The sequence below is a fragment of the Actinomadura rudentiformis genome, from assembly GCF_008923185.1.
GTDB lineage: Bacteria > Actinomycetota > Actinomycetes > Streptosporangiales > Streptosporangiaceae > Spirillospora > Spirillospora rudentiformis.
Window position 1 is genome coordinate 88,026 of sequence record NZ_WBMT01000012.1, and the last position, 15,024, is coordinate 103,049.

Sequence of the window (15,024 nt, forward strand, 5' to 3'; positions counted from 1 at the left end):
AACCGGACCTAGCGTCACAAGTGGTAGGTGTTCGTCACGGCTGGTGAAAGGAACACGCAATGTCCCTTGATGTGACTCCGGAGCTCCTCGACACGGCGCAGCGGGGCGAGATCGACGACGCGGCCTTCGTCGACTGCATCCGTACCTCCCTCCCGTACGCCTGGGAGATGATCAGCGGCCTGGTGGCCCGGCTGCAGGTGGACGGCGGAGACTTCGCCGACAACCACACGCCACCGCCGGACGAGCAGGCGCGCGGTCAGCTGCTGAGGGTCCTGGCGAGCGACTCCATGCGCGGCACCCTGGAACGCTACTTCGGGGTGAAGCTGGCCTTCCAGAACTGCCATCGCGTCGCGGTGTTCCCGACCGGCGACTCGGAGGCCTACCGCCGCTTCGTCACTCCGCGCGAGCAGATCCTCAACCAGTCGCCCGAACTCCGCGACTGCTGAACGGGCTGCGCCGGAGGGCGCGTGTCGCCCTCCGGCCGCTCGTTCGTCTCGTCACCGCCCGGGGGTCACCGCCCGGGGGTCACCGCCCGGACGTTGCTGCGCGGACCTTGGGAAGGACCTCGCTTCCCAGGCGGGCGATGTTGTCGAGGGTGGCCGTACGCGAGCCGGCCGCCTCAACGTGAAGGATCATGTGCTCGATGCCCGTGTGCTCGGCCGTGGCGAGGATCGCCTCCACACAGTCGTCCGGTGAGCCGATCGGGTGCTGCAGGTCGCACAGGTGGCGTGCGTAGGCGGCGGGATCTCGTTGGGGGCGTGGGCGGTCGTCCACCGCGACGTAGCCGTCCAGACCCGGCCCGAGCCAGCGGGGCATCTCGCGCAGGAGGGTCTCGACGGCTTCGGCTCGCGAGTCGGCGACCTGGGCGAGGTGGGTGGAGATGTGCGGAGCGGGCTTGCCGTAGCGGGCCACCGCCTCGGCCTTGCCATCGTTCCCCACATGCATCCCCAGCAGCATGGGGAGCCCGTGGGCGGCGGCCAGCGCCTCGGTCGCGGGCGACGTACAGGCCACCGAGACCGGGGGAGGGGCGGCCGCACGCGGGACGACGGGGACCTCACGGAACTCGAAGTGCTCGCCCGACCAGCCGACGCGGTCGGACCGCAGCCAGGTGAGCAGGAGATCCAGTGACTCCGCGAAGCCGTCCTCGTAGCGGGACAGTCCTGTGCCGAAGACCTCCAGTTCGCGCCATGGGCCGCCGCGCCCCACCCCCAAGTGGAAGCGGCCACCGGAGACCAGGCTCAGGAGGGCGGCCTGTTCGGCGAGTGCGACGGGGTGCTGGCTGGAGAGGACGCTGACGGCCGTGCCGACGTGGATCCGGCTCGTACGGCCGAGGAGGACGCCTGCGAGTGTCGGTGCCGACGGGCAGACGCCGTACGGCATGAAGTGGTGTTCGGCGATCCAGACGTCGTCGAAACCGGCCCGTTCGGCGGCGAGGGCGGCCTCGACGGTACGGGACAGGGCGTCGGCGTCGGACTGGCCGGGGTAACGGGTTGCGAGGAGGAAGATTCCGAAGCGCACGTGGACGTGTGTACCCGCGCCGGGGTGCCCCCTGCGACCCGCGCCGGGGTGCCCCCTGCGATTCGGGGAAGCGCCTCTGGGAGACTGCCAGGCATGAGTGGTGGTTCGTTCAGCAGGGTCGGAGTCGTCGGACTGGGCACGATGGGCGCGGGCATCGCCGAAGTCCTCGCACGCGGCGGCCTGGCCGTCGTCGGCATCGAGATCAACCAGGACGCCCTGGACCGGGGCCGCGGCAACCTGGAGGGGTCGACGGGGCGTGCGGTCAAGCGCGGCAAGCTCACCGAGGAGGCGCAGCGCGAGATCCTCGACCGGATCACGTTGTCCACGGACTTCGCAGACCTCGCCGAATGCGACCTGGTCATCGAGGCCGTGCCGGAGCGGCTGGAGCTCAAGCGGCGCGTGTTCGAGCAGCTTGACCGGGTCTGCCGCGCAGACGCCGTGCTGGCCACCAACACCTCCTCGCTCTCGGTCACCGACATCGCGGTCACCACCAACCGCCCCGCCAAGATCGTCGGAGTGCACTTCTTCAACCCGGCGCCGGTCATGAGGCTCGTCGAGATCATCGGCACCGTGCTCACCGAGGACGGCGCCGTCGCACGGGTCGCCGACCTGGTGAGGGGGCTCGGCAAGACGCCGGTCACCATCGGCGACCGGGCCGGATTCGTCGCCAACCGGCTGCTCTTCGGATACCTCAACCAGGCCGCGACCATGCTGGAGTCGGGGCACGCGACGCGCGACGACATCGACGCGGCCATGAAGACCGGCGGCGGTCTGCCCATGGGCCCGTTCACCCTCATGGACCTCATCGGGCTGGACACCTGCCTGGAGGTCCTGGAGGCGATCTACCAGGAGTCGCGCGACCGGCGGCACGCGCCCGCCCCGGTGCTGCGTGAGCTGGTCACGGCCGGGTTGCTCGGCCGTAAGACCGGCCGCGGCTTCTACTCGTACGACAAGACGGCGACGGCATCGGCACCGGCACCGGACGCCGAGACCGGGGCTCCGGCGGCCGAGGCGCCGCAGCCGGTCGTCGGAGTCGCCGGCTCCGGCACGCTCGCCGTCGCGATCATCGCGGGCGCCGCGCGGGCGGGCAGCGAGGTCCGGTACGTCGCGGGCGACGGCGACAAGGTGCAGGCGGCGCGCAGCGAGCTGGAGAAGGCCCTGGACGCGGACGCGCTGGCACGGGTGCGCGGCGGTTCCGAGCTGTCGGAGCTGGCCGGCTGCGAACTGATCATCGAGGCGGTGTCCGAGGACGTCTCGGTCAAACGATCGTTGTTCGCGGCGGTCGACAACGTCGCCGCGCCGGGCGCGGTGCTGGCGACCACGGCGTCGACGGTGCCGGTCATCGACCTGGCCATGGCGACCGACCGGCCCGGCGACGTGGTCGGGCTGCACTTCCCCGAGCCCGGCGGTGGACTGGTGGAGATCGCCGGAACGGTCGTGACCTCGCCGGGCGTCACCGACAAGGCGGTGGAGCTGGCCGGGAGGCTCGGCCTGACGGCCGTCCGCTGCCGCGACCGCGCCGGATTCATCGTGGACGCGCTGCGCTTCCCCTATCTGAACGACGCCGCGGCCATGCTGGAAGCCGGGTACGCCGACGCCGACTCCATCGACGCCGCCATGACGCTGGGGTGCGGCTACCCGACCGGCCCGATCGCCGACCTGGACCGGCTCGGCCTCGACCGGGCCGTCGCGGTGCTGCGCGCCCTCTACGCCGAAAGCCGCGAGGCGGCCCTGGCGCCCGCACCGTTGCTGGAGGAGTACGTCACCGCCGGGCGCACCCTCCGCTGAGTGAGGGGCTGCTGAGTGAGGTGCCGCTGAGTGACGTGCCGACCCGCCAATGTCCTGTCCGCCAATATCCTGGTCGTCATGAGTCCGCGTAAGAACCGCCGCCCCGCCCCTGGTCCCAAGCCGGAGGCGGGCGGCGGTTCCTACTGGGACCAGAGCACTGAGGAGGGGGCGGACGGCGACTGGATCGTCCGTACGATCGCCGGGGCCAACGCGGTGAAGGCGTACCGCTGCCCGGGCTGCGATCAGGAGATCCCACCCGGGGTGGGGCACCTGGTCGTATGGCCCGCTGACGGACGCGGCGGCGCGGACGACCGGCGGCACTGGCACCGGCCCTGCTGGAACGCCCGCGGGCGCCGGACCCCCAGGATCCAGCGGTCGCGCAACGCGCCCCGCTACTGAACCACCCTGACACCGATTCCTTACCGACCCGATCAGCGACCCGACCGATGACCGACCCGACCCGATGACCGACCCGAGCCGGTTACCGGCAGCGAGGAGACCCAGGCGCATGGCGGAGATCAGGGCTGCGACGGTGCTGCCCGCCCGGCGGGAGGACATCACGCTCCACACCGCCGACGGGCTGGAGCTGGTGGGCGAGCTCGCGTTGCCCCCGGAGCGGCCGCCGGTGGCGACCCTGGTCTGCCTGCATCCCCTGCCCACGGCTGAGGGGATGATGGACAGCCACGTCCTGCGCAAGGCCTCGTTCCGGCTGCCCGCGTTGGCGGATGTGGCGGTGCTGCGGTTCAACACCCGGGGGACCGCCTCGGCGCGGGGGACGAGCCAGGGCGAGTTCGGCGGGGGCGAGACCGAGCGGTACGACGTCGCGGCGGCGATCGAGTACGCCGAGTTCCACGATCTGCCGCGTCCGTGGTTGCTCGGCTGGTCGTTCGGGACGGAGCTGGCCCTGAAATGGGGACGCGATCCGCTGGTCGAGGGCGCGATCCTGCTCTCGCCGCCGCTCCACCGGGCGGGGGACGCCGACCTCGACGCGTGGGGTGCGGACGGGCGGCCGGTCGTGGCGCTGGTCCCGGAGTTCGACGACTATCTGCGGCCCGCCGAGGCCCGGGAACGTTTCAAGCGGATCCCGCAAGCGGAGGTCGTCGCGGTGGACGGCGCGAAACACCTGTGGGTGGGTGAGCCCTATGTGCGCATTGTGCTCAACGAGATCGTGAAGCGGGTCGCCCCCCAGGCCTCTCCGCTCCCCACCGAATGGGATGAATCGGGCAACTAAACCGGGACGGCCGGACACGGCCACTCCTCTCTGGGAATCGCGCCATCGGGGTGACGATTGCCTAGCCGCCGTGTGCACGGCGGTTTTCGGGCCGATGACCCGGGGAGGGCTACGCCGCCATGACCGTGCAGCTTTACGCCAGGGATGTGGGCTCCGGCACGCCGCTCGTACTGCTGCACGCCTTCCCGCTGTCCTCGGCGATGTGGCTCAACCAGCGGGAGGGGCTGGCCGCGCGCTTCCGTGTGATCACCCCTGACCTGCGCGGCTTCGGCGGGTCGATCCTGGGCGACGATGAGCCGTCGATCGACGAGATGGCCGACGACGTCGCCCGGTTGTTCCGGCGGCTCGGCGTCGCGCGGGCGGTGGTCGGCGGGCTGTCGATGGGCGGGTTCGTGGCGATGGCGCTGTGCCGCCGCCACCCCGACCTGGTCATGGGTGTGGTGCTGGCCGACACCCGGGCCGGTGAGGACTCCCCGGAGATCCGCGCTGCACGGCTCGCGCAGGCGGAACGGCTGGAGAACGAGGGCACCGTCCGGGTGCTGCTGGACGAAGTGCTCCCGCACCTGGTCGGCCCGACGACGTTCCGGCAACGCGCGCTGGTGTACGGGCGGGTGCGCGGTCTCGTCCAGGCCACTCCGGCACGCGCGGCCGCGTGGGCGCAGCGTGCGATGGCCGCTCGCGGCGAGAGCTTCGAGACATTGCGCACACTCAAGGTGCCCGCACTGGTCATGGTGGGTGCCGAGGACACGCTGGCCACCGAGGCGGACGCCCGCGCCATGGCCGACACGATTCCGAACGCCGAACTGCTGGTCATCGCGCGGGCCGGCCATCTGTGCGCGGTCGAACAGCCCGATCTTTTCAACCAGGCCGTCGCCGAGTTCACCGCCGCGATCGCCCGCATGACGGGCTGAGCCGCGATATCCAGATATCGCCTGGCCTGACTCCCGGTTAGTGACATGTCTGATAGGACTCTTTAGGCATGTCCTGAACCAGGAGGCTCAATGAACACACACATAAAGGGCCGTCGCGGCGCCGTCGCGGTCGCCGCGCTGGCCGCCGTGGGCGTCGCCGTGCCGGTGGTCGTCACCCAGACCGGGGGCGCCTCCGCCGCCGAGCAGCGCGCCGCCGCCCCCGTGGCCGCCGTCGCGAAGGCTCCCGCGTACGTCGAGTACCACGCCAAGTCCAAGACCTACCACTTGGCGACCGGCAAGAAGCTGGCGCGCAGCGGTTACCGGCCGATCTCGCTGAACGTCTCGGACCGGGCGAACCCCAGGTACGCCGCGGTGTGGGTGAAGCGGTCGGGCCCGGCGTTCACGCAGGTCGTCGGCCAGACGCGCGCCACGTTCCAGAAGTCGTTCACCAACCTTCGCAAGAAGGGCTACCAGCCGATCACCATCACGGCGACCGGCTCGGGCGCCTCGGGGCTCTACTCGGGGATCTTCGAGAAGAAGAAGGGCGCCTTCTTCTCCTGGGGTGACCTGACCGCGGCCAAGCTCGCGCAGCACAACAAGTACGCGGTGAGCAAGGGCTTCATCCCGATCTCGATCGACGCGTACGGCACCGCGAAGGCGCCGCGTTACCTCGCCGTGTGGGTGGCCAACCCGCGCAAGGTGAAGTGGAGCGTGTCGCTCAACAAGAGCTTCGCGGCGCACGACAAGCTCTTCAAGGCTCAGGTCAAGAAGGGCTGGCGGCCGTCGTTCGTGGCGGTCGGCAGCGGCTACACCGCCATCTGGCGGAACGACAAGATCGGCCCCTGGGTCGAGCTCACCGGCATGACCTCCGCCGTCCTCACCGCCCGGCTCAAGCAGGCCAAGGCCAAGGGTTACTACCCGATCCAGATCGCGGGCGGCGGCACGGGCGCGTCCTCCCGCTACGCCGCCATCTGGCGCAAGTAACAAGCCACACCTGTAGCAGGAACGTGGTCCGGCGCCCCGCCGGGAGACCCGTGACCCCCGGTCACATGGTCTCCTGGCGGGGCACCACCACTTCCCTGATGAGCAACGCGATCGAGGCGGCGGTCGGGATCGCCAGGAGTGCCCCGACGACGCCGAGCAGTGCGCCGCCGATGAGCGCCGCCACGATGGTCACCGCAGGCTGGACGTCGACCGTGCGCTTCATGACGCGCGGATAGACCAGGTAGTTCTCCACCTGCTGGTAGACGATGTAGAAGATGATGCAGACGATCCCGTCGGTCATGGTCCCGGTGAGGAAGGCGACCAGGGTCACGACCACCGCGCCGATGGTGGCGCCGATCAGCGGGATGAGGTCGGTCACCGCGACGATCAGCGCCAGCGCGAGTGCGTACTTCACGCCGAGGATCGACAGGAAGATGTAAGTCGTCAGGCCCGCGATGAACGCGATCGTGAACTGGCCCGCGACGTATCCGCCGATCCGATCCAGGATCTCATCGCCCAGCAGCGCCACCCGGGCTCTCCGCGAGCGGGGCGCCAGCCGGTAGAAGAACGTCTTGATCTGTGGCAGCGAGCTCAGGAAGTAGAGCGTCAGGATCAGGATGGTCAACGTCTGGAAGATGCCGTTGACCGCGACCTTGCCGATGCCGGTGGCCCATGAGGTGAGCTTGTCCTGGAAGCCGCTGCTGTTGACGGTCTTCTCGGCGCGCTCCAGCAGCCCGTAGCGCTTGTCCCACTCGGCGAGGCGGTCGTTCTCCTGGAGCTGTTTCACGTATGCGGGGATGCTCTCCCGCAGTTCGGTGGTCTGCTCCGACACCGGTTGCACGAGTGAGGCGACGAACCCGGCGAAGAAGAGGATCACGCCCATGAACACCATGGCGACCGCCAGGCCGCGCGGCAGGCCGATCTTGCGGAGCCGCTCCACGGCCGGATTGAGGCCGACCGCGAGGAACATCGCCACGATGATCATCACCAGCACCGACTTGGCGTTCAGCGCGGCGTTGAACAGCTGCCAGGCGGTGATGACGCCGAGCGCTGCGACGAACCCGAACACGAACGGGTGCGCCTTGCCGAGCGGCTCTCCAGGCCGTCCGAACGGGTACCGGTGATCGACGCCCGCCTCGATCTTGCGCTGCTCGACGTCGTGCGCGGGATCGGGGGCCTGCTCGGTGTCCCCCGGCACGGTGGTCTTCTCGATGACGGTCCGCTCGACCGTGGCGGGAAGGCGTGCCGGTTCCGCAGCCGCGCCCGCCTCCCGTTCGGCGCCACCGTCGCCCTCGGCGGGCCCTGGAGCTCCCGAGCGCGCGGTGTCACGCGCATCCGTGGCATCGCCGGTGCCTGGGGTGCCACTTGCGCCAGTGGTGCTTTCGGCACGTGTGGTGTCGCTCGCGCCCGCTGCGCCTTCCGCGCGGGTGGTGGTGTCCGCGCCTGTGGTGTCGGTGTCGCCTGCGCGGACGCCTCCCGCGCCGGCGGTGGCGGGGTGGTCGTCGTCGCGGGAGTCGTCGGCGGCCGGGGAGGGAGGGGGCTCCGTACCGCCCGCGGCACCACCCGTAGCGCTGGACGTCTCGTCGTCGCCGGGTGCCGGCGACGTGTCCTTCCGGGGGGTCTCCTCGGCCACGTCGTACTCCTTCATTCCGTTCCCTGTCCGTAACGGCCGGGCTTTGTCGGTCATGGGCCCGCCCGTGTCCGGTTCAGATGACGAAAAGCCTAGAGGTAGTTGCTACCTCTAGGCTTTTCCGCCTCGTACGGATTGAGTCAGATCATGGTGGCCCGGCCGACGCGGCCGGTGGCCGGTGCCGCTACTCCTGCCACCAGTCTTCGTCGTCCTCGTTCTTCTTGGCCTGCGCGCCCTGGCCGCCCTTGGCCGGTCCGGCCTTGGCGGCCGCGGCCTGCTTGGCCTGCTGCTGCCCCTGGCCGCCACCCTGCGGCTGCGCGGCGGGCTTGGCCTCCAGCGCGGGCTTCTCCGCGGTGGGAAGCTCTTCGACGGCGCCCATCGCCGGGGCCACACCACCGATCAGCTGGCGCAGCTGGTTGAGGTGGCTGGTGATGCTGTCGCGCTGGCGGGTGAGCTCGTCCACCTGGCGCTGCGCGGAGGTGCGGACCCGGTCGGCCTCGGACTTGGTCTCGGCGAGCAGCTGCTCGGCCTGGGACTTGGCCTCGGCGATGACCTGGTCGCTGTTCTTGCGCGCGTTGGCCATGAGCTGCTTGGCGTGCGAGTCGGCCTCGCGCCGGGTCTGCTCGGCCTGCTGGGTCGCCTTGGCGGCCCGCTGCTCGGCGGACGCGGCGCGCTGCTCGGCCTCGGCGACGAGCTTCTGCGTGGCGGCCTGCGCGGCGGCGTGCCGTTCGGCGTCCTGGCGGTCGGCCTCCTCGCGGCGGGCGGCCAGCTGGATCTCGAACTCGGCCTCGGCCTGGGCGCGCTGGGCCTCGCTCTCCTCGAGGATGCGCTGGGCCTGCGCGCGCATCTCGTCGGCCTGCCGCTTGGCGGTGGTGAGGATCTCGTCGCGCTCGCGCTTGGTGGACGCACGGAGCTGAGCGACCTCGCGCTCGGTCGTGGTGCGCAGCTTGGCGATCTCACGCTCGGCGGCGGCGCGCTTCTCGGCGACCTCGTGGTCGGCGGTGGCGCGCAGCTTGGCGACCTCGCGCTCGGTCGTGGAGGTCAGCTCGTCGGACTCACGCCGGGCAGAGGTGCGCACCTCCTCGGCCTCACGCTCGGCGGCGTTGCGCATGTCGTCGCCCTCGCGCTGGGCGGTGGCGCGCAGCTCGGAGGCCTCGTTCTCGGCGGTGGCGCGGAGCTCGGCCGCGTCGACCTTGGCGGCCGCCTTGATCTCATTGGCCTCGGAGCGCGCCGCCTGGACGAGCTCGGTGGCCTGCTCCTCAGCGAGCCGCAGCAACTGCTCGATGCGGGCGCCCAAACCGGAATAGGTGGGGCGCTCCTGCTCTTGTAGCTGCCGATGGGCGTCCGACAGCTCGCGCTGCAGCGCCTGGGTCGACTCGCGAGACTGCCGGACCTCGTTGTCGAGCTGCTTGATGTGCTCGTCGACCTGGTGGCGGTCGTAGCCGCGTAGCACCACGTCGAACTCGCGCGGGGGCGTGTCTTCAAAGAAGTTGCTGAGCTGGGCGTCGATGTCGGACTGCATGTGGCTCAATCCTGATGTGACGGGGCTGCGGTTGGTTCCGGGGACCGGTTGATCGCCTGGCTGTACGGGCGCGCGGCCCCAGACCTTCTACCGGCGAGTGAAGCGTACTCCGGTGGCTGCCGTGTTGGGGGCTCATCTGGACGCGCTGCGCACTTTGTCGTTTTTGTCAGCTTGCCCGACGGCGCCCCAGGTGCGCCGGTGTGCAGCCCACAAAACCACCATTCGCGCAGCAACGGCTACAGAGCGGCGAGTCCGGGGCCGTGAAACGCGGGTGTGATTTCAAACACGTCACAATCTGCGCAACGCGGCGGAAGAAGCCGGTTTACAAGATCACCTAGCTGCCTGGGGGATCTCGCAGCCCGTCACTGCGCCCTTACGACTTCTGGACGAGCTCTGTCAGGACCCCATGGCAGTCCTTCGGGTGCAGGAAGGTGATACGGGACCCCATCGAGCCTCTCCGTGGCTGCTCGTACAGCACCCGGACGCCCTTGCCGGCGATGCCGTCCGCCTCCTCCTGGACGTCGCCGTCGGTCCCGAACGCGATGTGGTGCACGCCCTCCCCGTTCTTGGCCAGCCACTTGGCCACCGTCGAGTCCTCCCGGATCGGCGTGATCAGCTGGATGTAGGCGGCCGCGCCGTCGCCGGTCTCGTTGATCTTGAGCATCGCCTCGCGTACACCCTGCTCCTCGTTCACCTCGAAGTGCACGTCGGTGAAGCCGTAGGTCTCCCTGTAGAACTCCACGGTCGCCTCCAGGTCGTGGCAGGCGATGCCGATGTGGTCGATGCGCGTCAGCATGGGCGTTCTCCCGGTCGAGGCGGCGGAATGAGATTCGGCTCGTCCTGGGTATCGTGACAAATGTCGCCGCCGGACCCATGTGGAGGCCCCCTCTTATGAGCACCAACCCGTCCGTGATCGTCGCCGGAGCACGCACGCCGATCGGCCGCCTGCTCGGCTCGCTCAAGGACTTCTCGGCAGCCGACCTCGGAGCCCACGCCATCCGCAACGCGCTGGAGCGCGCGGGCATCACGGGGGACCAGGTCCAGTACGTGATCATGGGGCAGGTGCTGCAGGCGGGGGCCGGGCAGATCCCGTCCCGGCAGGCCGCGGTCAAGGCCGGCATCCCTATGAGCGTTCCGTCGATCACCGTCAACAAGGTCTGCCTGTCCGGCCTGGACGCGATCGCGCTCGCCGACCAGCTGATCCGTGCCGGCGAGTTCGACATCGTGGTGGCGGGCGGCATGGAGTCGATGACCCAGGCGCCGCACCTGCTGCCCAAGTCGCGCGGCGGCTACAAGTACGGCTCGATCGAGGTCCTCGACCATATGGCCCACGACGCGCTGACCGACGCCTTCGACGGCGTCTCGATGGGCGAGTCCACCGAGGGGCACAACGCCAAGCTCGGCATCTCCCGGGAGGACCAGGACGAGTTCTCCGCCCGCTCGCACCAGCGCGCCGCCGAGGCGATCAAGAACGGCGTCTTCGAGGACGAGATCGCGCCGGTCGAGATCCCGCAGCGCAAGGGCGACCCGATCGTCTTCGCCGACGACGAGGGCGTGCGCGGCGACACCACCGCCGAGTCGCTCGCCAGGCTGCGTCCCGCGTTCTCCAAGGACGGCACGATCACCGCCGGCTCGTCCTCGCAGATCTCCGACGGTGCCGCCGCGGTCGTGGTGATGTCCAAGAGCAAGGCCGAGGAGCTCGGCCTCACCTGGCTGGCCGAGATCGGCGCGCACGGCAACGTCGCGGGCCCCGACAACTCGCTCCAGTCGCAGCCGTCCAACGCGATCAAGCACGCGCTCGGCAAGGCGGGCCTGAGCGTGGCCGACCTGGACCTCATCGAGATCAACGAGGCGTTCGCGTCGGTCGGGCTCCAGTCGATGAAGGACCTCGGCGTCGGCCCGGACAAGGTCAACGTCAACGGCGGCGCGATCGCGCTCGGCCACCCGGTCGGCATGTCCGGCGCCCGGATCGTGCTGCACCTCGCGTACGAGCTGAAGCGGCGCGGCGGTGGCCTGGGCGTGGCCGGCCTCTGCGGCGGCGGAGGTCAGGGAGACGCGCTGATCCTCCGCGTGCCGTGACCGGATCGCCGTAGCCCGGTCACTGGGTGGCGGGTTCCACCTTGACGGTCTTGAAGCCCAGGGACTTGAGCAGTTGCTCCATCATCTGCCTGGTGTTCCGGTCCGCGCGTCCGGGCAGGCCGCTCTCGTTGGCGGCGGTCTGGATCTTCTGGGCCGCCAGCACGTAGAGCTGCTGCTGGTTGTTGGGGTTGTTGCCGAAGAAGTCACCGAAGCGGTTGATCAGGCCGCGCTGCGCGGAGAAGACGTAGCTCTTCTGGGTGTCGAGGTTGGTGGGCTCCAGCTGCGCCTTGGGCAGCCGTACCGTCACCGCGGTGCGGTCGGCGTTCACGGTGATCGCGCCGTCGGCGATCTTGCTGAAGTCGACATAGGCGTCGACCGAGCCGTGCCCGACGAACAGCGTCCGGGAGCCGCGCACCGCGCTCGGCAGGAACTTGGCGTCCTTCTCCAGGTCCACGATGACCTGGAAGTTGCCGCTGGCCGCCTCGTACCGGGAGAGGTCGCGGATCGACTGCAGCAGCACCGGGCCGCTGCGGTCCTTGGGCTTCTCGTCGAACGGGTTGATCCAGTCCGGGAGCATCCGCAGTGTCTGCTGCGCGAGCAGCACCAGCGCGATGGTCGCGACGATCAGCAGGAGCGAGACGCGCAGGCCGCCGCCACGGCGGCCGGCGGGGGCGGACGCGGGGGCCGGGGCGGCGGGGGTCGGCTCGGGCTCGGACTCGTTCCCGCGGGTCTTTGCTTCGCGTTCGGATCGGGCCATGTAGGAGGCATTCCCGGCATTGCCCGCTCCTCACCTCACCGCGCGGTGCCGGTGGTCATCCCGGATGTGATCAGGGTCATGGCCATGGCGGAAACACCGCCGAGGTACCGGTACGTTGGTCGACCGTGGACACCGTGCGCATCCTCCGGTACGTCTCGATCGCCGAGGCGACCTCGTTCCTGATCCTCCTGCTCTGCTCCGTGCTCAAGCGCACGGTGGAGTTCGAGGCGGGCGTGCAGATCATGGGGCCGATCCACGGGGTGCTGTTCCTCGCGTTCGTCGCCCTGGTCTTCATGGTCCGGGGACCGCTCGGCTGGGACGTCAAGCGCACGGTGCTCGCGCTGATCGCGTCCGTCCTCCCGCTCGCCCCGTACTTCGTGGAGCGGAGCTGGCTCAGGCAGCCGGCGGCCGCCGCACGGTAACGCTTCTGCATGATCACGGCGGACCTGGGGGGTTCCGTCGTGGTCATGCAGAGGACTCTTCTGTCATCACGCAGGACTCTTCTCAGCGGAAGGCGCGCGCGGTCAGCGCGCAGCGGTGATACGCGCCGAAGTTCGCCCGCAGCCACGCGCGGCGCTGCTGCTCGGTCCAGGTGCCGAAGACCCGGGCGGCGCGCAGGTCGGAGATGTGCGGCTGCTCGGTGCCCAGGAGCCAGGCGTCGACCATGGCCCGGTACTCCGCCGCCCGCCGCCGCTGGGAGGCACAGGCCCGGGTGTCCACCAGCCCGTCCCGTATCTGCCGGACGACCTGGGCCTCATAGCCGGGGGCCAGGCCGTCGAGATGGATGGCGGCAACGCCCTTCGACAGCCCGGCCGGTGCCGTGCCGGGACGTTGTTCGATCTTCGTGAACGCGCCGGGCGTCCCGTTCAGCCGGGCGGCCAGCGGGGTCGTGGCGGTCATCAGCGAGGGCAGCGCGCCGCGCAGCGCCGGATGCACGCAGATCGTGAGCGGCCACTCACGGCAGGACGGGCCGGTCGGTGCCGGTCCCACCGCGCGCCCGTCCGAGGCCTCCAGGCGGACGGTCGCCAGCGCCGTCAGCGAGAGCGCGGCCAGCAGCGGCACGATCATCCAGAGACGCCGGTTGAGCCGCCACACGTACGCGAGGATCAGCGCGGTGGTCAGCCCGGCCGACCACAGCACCCCGTCGGCCAGCACCTGGCTGCGCAGGCCCGTGAACAGCTCCACTTCGTTCAGAGCAGCCGGCGGGAGGAGGCTCCACCACGAGGTGCCCGGCGTCCGTGCGGTCGCCCATAGCCAGGTCGCCACGACCACCACGGCGCTGGTGGCGAGCCGTGGCACCAGCCGCCCGGCCAGGTAGCCGGCGGCCACGTGCATGACCAAGGCCGTCGCGCCCGCCAGGATCCCCATCACCTGCGCCTGGCCCGCCTGTTCGCGGAGCGCCGTGTCGACGGCCACCACGGCCGCGACCGTCCCGTACGCCGCCAGCGCCGCCGCCGAGAGCAGCGCCATGTCCACGAGCGATCCGGTGGCGGGGGACCGGGGTGTCAGATCGCGCAGGTAGTCGAGGCGGCGTTCGCGCACCGAGGCCCAGGCCGCCAGCCCGGCCGCCAAGGGCCCCAGCACCCGCACCGAGTTGACCAGCGCGACCACCGTGTTGTCCCAGTAGGCGACGTCGGGCACCAGCGACAGCCACGCCGTCACCACGCCGACGGCCGTGAGCAACGGCACCGCGATGAGCGGCGCCGTCCGGCGGGCCTCCACCCGGAGCACCCGCCCAAGCTCAGACACTGGCGAGTTTCTTTGGCCTTCGCGGCCTCGGGCCCTCGCCTGGCGGCTCGGCCCCGAACCACGAAAGCGGCGATCGCGACATCGCTTCGCGATCTTCGCGGAGAACCTCGCCTCCGGCTCGTTCTCCGCTCAGCGCCGCGCGCTCCCGGTGCGGGCCGGGCGTTGCGAAGCCGAAAGTACTCCCGTCTGCGGGCGCTGACCTGGTGGCGCGTTCGGTCAATCTGCCTCTGGCCAGGGTGAACACGCGGTCGCACCATCCGGTGAGGGCCTGCGGTGTGGGGGCCGACACCAGGATCGTCGGCGCCAGCGCGCCGATGAGAGGGAGCAGCTCGCTCGCCTCGACATCGCCCACGCCATGCAGCGGATCGTCGAGCAGCACCAGCTCCGGCTCGTGCACGCACGTCGCCGCCAGCCCCGCGCGCAGCCGGACGTCCGGCGGCACCAGGCTCATTTCGGTCGATTCGGATTCGAGGAGATCGAGTCTTTTCAGGATCGACCGGGTCGCATCCGAACGTACACGCTTGTAGTAGGCGGCATAGGCGACGAACTCCCCGACCGTCAGGTTGTCCGCCGAGGTGAAATTGCCCGGCAGATAACCGATCCGAGCCCGTACCGTGCGCAGGTCGGAGTTATTTCCTGTGTCGTATCCGAGAATCTTCAGTACGCCGACATGTGGCCGGCGCAATGTCGCGAACGTGGCCAGCAGAGTGGATTTACCGACACCAGGTGGACCGGCCAGGCCGGTCACGCCTTCGGAGACACCGAAGGCCACCGGGCGTAGGAGCCACCGCCCCCCGCGTCGGACACCCATCCCTCGGGCCACGATCGCGGAATGCTCCGCGATCACTTTGAAAC

The 15,024-nt window shown here is 70.2% G+C and carries 15 protein-coding genes; 8 read left to right on the forward strand and 7 right to left on the reverse strand.

The window, feature by feature from the left end; genetic code table 11:
• The first annotated feature begins 59 nt into the window (after positions 1–59).
• On the forward strand, positions 60–446 hold the full coding sequence (locus F8566_RS24970; RefSeq protein WP_151563987.1) for an SCO5389 family protein: 387 nt from the start codon (positions 60–62) through the stop codon (positions 444–446).
• Positions 447–525: 79 nt separating this feature from the next.
• Here the strand turns inward: F8566_RS24970 and F8566_RS24975 are convergent, their stop codons facing one another.
• Entirely contained in the window at positions 526–1,518 is a 993-nt protein-coding gene (locus F8566_RS24975) for an LLM class flavin-dependent oxidoreductase (RefSeq protein WP_151563989.1), read from the reverse strand.
• A 93-nt stretch (positions 1,519–1,611) separates the two neighbouring features.
• On the opposite strand from F8566_RS24975, the gene F8566_RS24980 reads away from it, so the two are divergent.
• From F8566_RS24980 to F8566_RS25000, 5 genes are all read left to right on the forward strand, one after another.
• On the forward strand, positions 1,612–3,306 hold the full coding sequence (locus F8566_RS24980) for a 3-hydroxyacyl-CoA dehydrogenase family protein (protein WP_151563991.1): 1,695 nt from the start codon (positions 1,612–1,614) through the stop codon (positions 3,304–3,306).
• 78 nt (positions 3,307–3,384) lie between these two features.
• The gene (locus tag F8566_RS24985) at positions 3,385–3,705 is read left to right on the forward strand and encodes an ATP/GTP-binding protein (protein ID WP_151563993.1); all 321 of its coding nucleotides are present in this window, start codon (positions 3,385–3,387) and stop codon (positions 3,703–3,705) included.
• A gap of 109 nt (positions 3,706–3,814) precedes the next feature.
• Positions 3,815–4,537: an alpha/beta hydrolase gene (locus tag F8566_RS24990; RefSeq protein WP_151563995.1), complete on the forward strand. Its 723-nt coding sequence runs from the start codon at positions 3,815–3,817 to the stop codon at positions 4,535–4,537.
• Positions 4,538–4,656: 119 nt separating this feature from the next.
• Positions 4,657–5,448, forward strand: coding sequence for an alpha/beta fold hydrolase (locus F8566_RS24995; protein ID WP_151563997.1), 792 nt, complete (start codon positions 4,657–4,659; stop codon positions 5,446–5,448).
• 90 nt (positions 5,449–5,538) lie between these two features.
• Complete coding sequence (locus F8566_RS25000) at positions 5,539–6,432, forward strand: hypothetical protein (protein WP_151563999.1); 894 nt, start codon at positions 5,539–5,541, stop codon at positions 6,430–6,432.
• Positions 6,433–6,493: 61 nt separating this feature from the next.
• Here the strand turns inward: F8566_RS25000 and F8566_RS25005 are convergent, their stop codons facing one another.
• From F8566_RS25005 to mce, 3 genes are all read right to left on the reverse strand, one after another.
• On the reverse strand, positions 6,494–8,065 hold the full coding sequence (locus F8566_RS25005) for an AI-2E family transporter (RefSeq protein ID WP_225993496.1): 1,572 nt from the start codon (positions 8,063–8,065) through the stop codon (positions 6,494–6,496).
• Positions 8,066–8,246: 181 nt separating this feature from the next.
• Complete coding sequence (locus tag F8566_RS25010) at positions 8,247–9,584, reverse strand: DivIVA domain-containing protein (RefSeq protein ID WP_151564004.1); 1,338 nt, start codon at positions 9,582–9,584, stop codon at positions 8,247–8,249.
• A 373-nt stretch (positions 9,585–9,957) separates the two neighbouring features.
• On the reverse strand, positions 9,958–10,380 hold the full coding sequence (gene mce, locus F8566_RS25015; protein ID WP_151564006.1) for a methylmalonyl-CoA epimerase: 423 nt from the start codon (positions 10,378–10,380) through the stop codon (positions 9,958–9,960).
• 95 nt (positions 10,381–10,475) lie between these two features.
• On the opposite strand from mce, the gene F8566_RS25020 reads away from it, so the two are divergent.
• Complete coding sequence (locus F8566_RS25020; protein WP_151564008.1) at positions 10,476–11,663, forward strand: acetyl-CoA C-acetyltransferase; 1,188 nt, start codon at positions 10,476–10,478, stop codon at positions 11,661–11,663.
• 19 nt (positions 11,664–11,682) lie between these two features.
• On the opposite strand, the gene F8566_RS25025 is transcribed toward F8566_RS25020, so the two are convergent.
• Complete coding sequence (locus tag F8566_RS25025) at positions 11,683–12,420, reverse strand: DUF4230 domain-containing protein (RefSeq protein ID WP_151564010.1); 738 nt, start codon at positions 12,418–12,420, stop codon at positions 11,683–11,685.
• 125 nt (positions 12,421–12,545) lie between these two features.
• Here F8566_RS25025 and F8566_RS25030 point away from each other — a divergent pair, with 125 nt between their 5' ends.
• The gene (locus F8566_RS25030) at positions 12,546–12,842 is read left to right on the forward strand and encodes a DUF3817 domain-containing protein (protein ID WP_151564012.1); all 297 of its coding nucleotides are present in this window, start codon (positions 12,546–12,548) and stop codon (positions 12,840–12,842) included.
• 82 nt (positions 12,843–12,924) lie between these two features.
• Here F8566_RS25030 and F8566_RS25035 read toward each other — a convergent pair whose 3' ends face one another.
• The gene (locus F8566_RS25035; RefSeq protein WP_151564014.1) at positions 12,925–14,169 is read right to left on the reverse strand and encodes a hypothetical protein; all 1,245 of its coding nucleotides are present in this window, start codon (positions 14,167–14,169) and stop codon (positions 12,925–12,927) included.
• Positions 14,162–14,941, reverse strand: a complete 780-nt coding sequence (locus F8566_RS25040; protein WP_264159415.1) for an ATP-binding cassette domain-containing protein — start codon at positions 14,939–14,941, stop codon at positions 14,162–14,164. Before F8566_RS25040 ends, F8566_RS25035 begins: the two co-directional genes overlap by 8 nt.
• Positions 14,942–15,024: the final 83 nt, after the last annotated feature.

What these genes read in the sequence shown, in the direction of transcription:
- F8566_RS25020 (WP_151564008.1), top strand. Translation starts at nt 10,476, where the DNA reads ATGAGCACCAACCCGTCCGTGATCGTCGCCGGAGCACGCACGCCGATC.
- F8566_RS24995 (WP_151563997.1), top strand. Translation starts at nt 4,657, where the DNA reads ATGACCGTGCAGCTTTACGCCAGGGATGTGGGCTCCGGCACGCCGCTC.
- F8566_RS24985 (WP_151563993.1), top strand. Translation starts at nt 3,385, where the DNA reads ATGAGTCCGCGTAAGAACCGCCGCCCCGCCCCTGGTCCCAAGCCGGAG.
- F8566_RS25010 (WP_151564004.1), bottom strand. Translation starts at nt 9,584, where the DNA reads ATGCAGTCCGACATCGACGCCCAGCTCAGCAACTTCTTTGAAGACACG.
- F8566_RS25025 (WP_151564010.1), bottom strand. Translation starts at nt 12,420, where the DNA reads ATGGCCCGATCCGAACGCGAAGCAAAGACCCGCGGGAACGAGTCCGAG.
- F8566_RS24970 (WP_151563987.1), top strand. Translation starts at nt 60, where the DNA reads ATGTCCCTTGATGTGACTCCGGAGCTCCTCGACACGGCGCAGCGGGGC.
- mce (WP_151564006.1), bottom strand. Translation starts at nt 10,380, where the DNA reads ATGCTGACGCGCATCGACCACATCGGCATCGCCTGCCACGACCTGGAG.
- F8566_RS24990 (WP_151563995.1), top strand. Translation starts at nt 3,815, where the DNA reads ATGGCGGAGATCAGGGCTGCGACGGTGCTGCCCGCCCGGCGGGAGGAC.
- F8566_RS24980 (WP_151563991.1), top strand. Translation starts at nt 1,612, where the DNA reads ATGAGTGGTGGTTCGTTCAGCAGGGTCGGAGTCGTCGGACTGGGCACG.
- F8566_RS25000 (WP_151563999.1), top strand. Translation starts at nt 5,539, where the DNA reads ATGAACACACACATAAAGGGCCGTCGCGGCGCCGTCGCGGTCGCCGCG.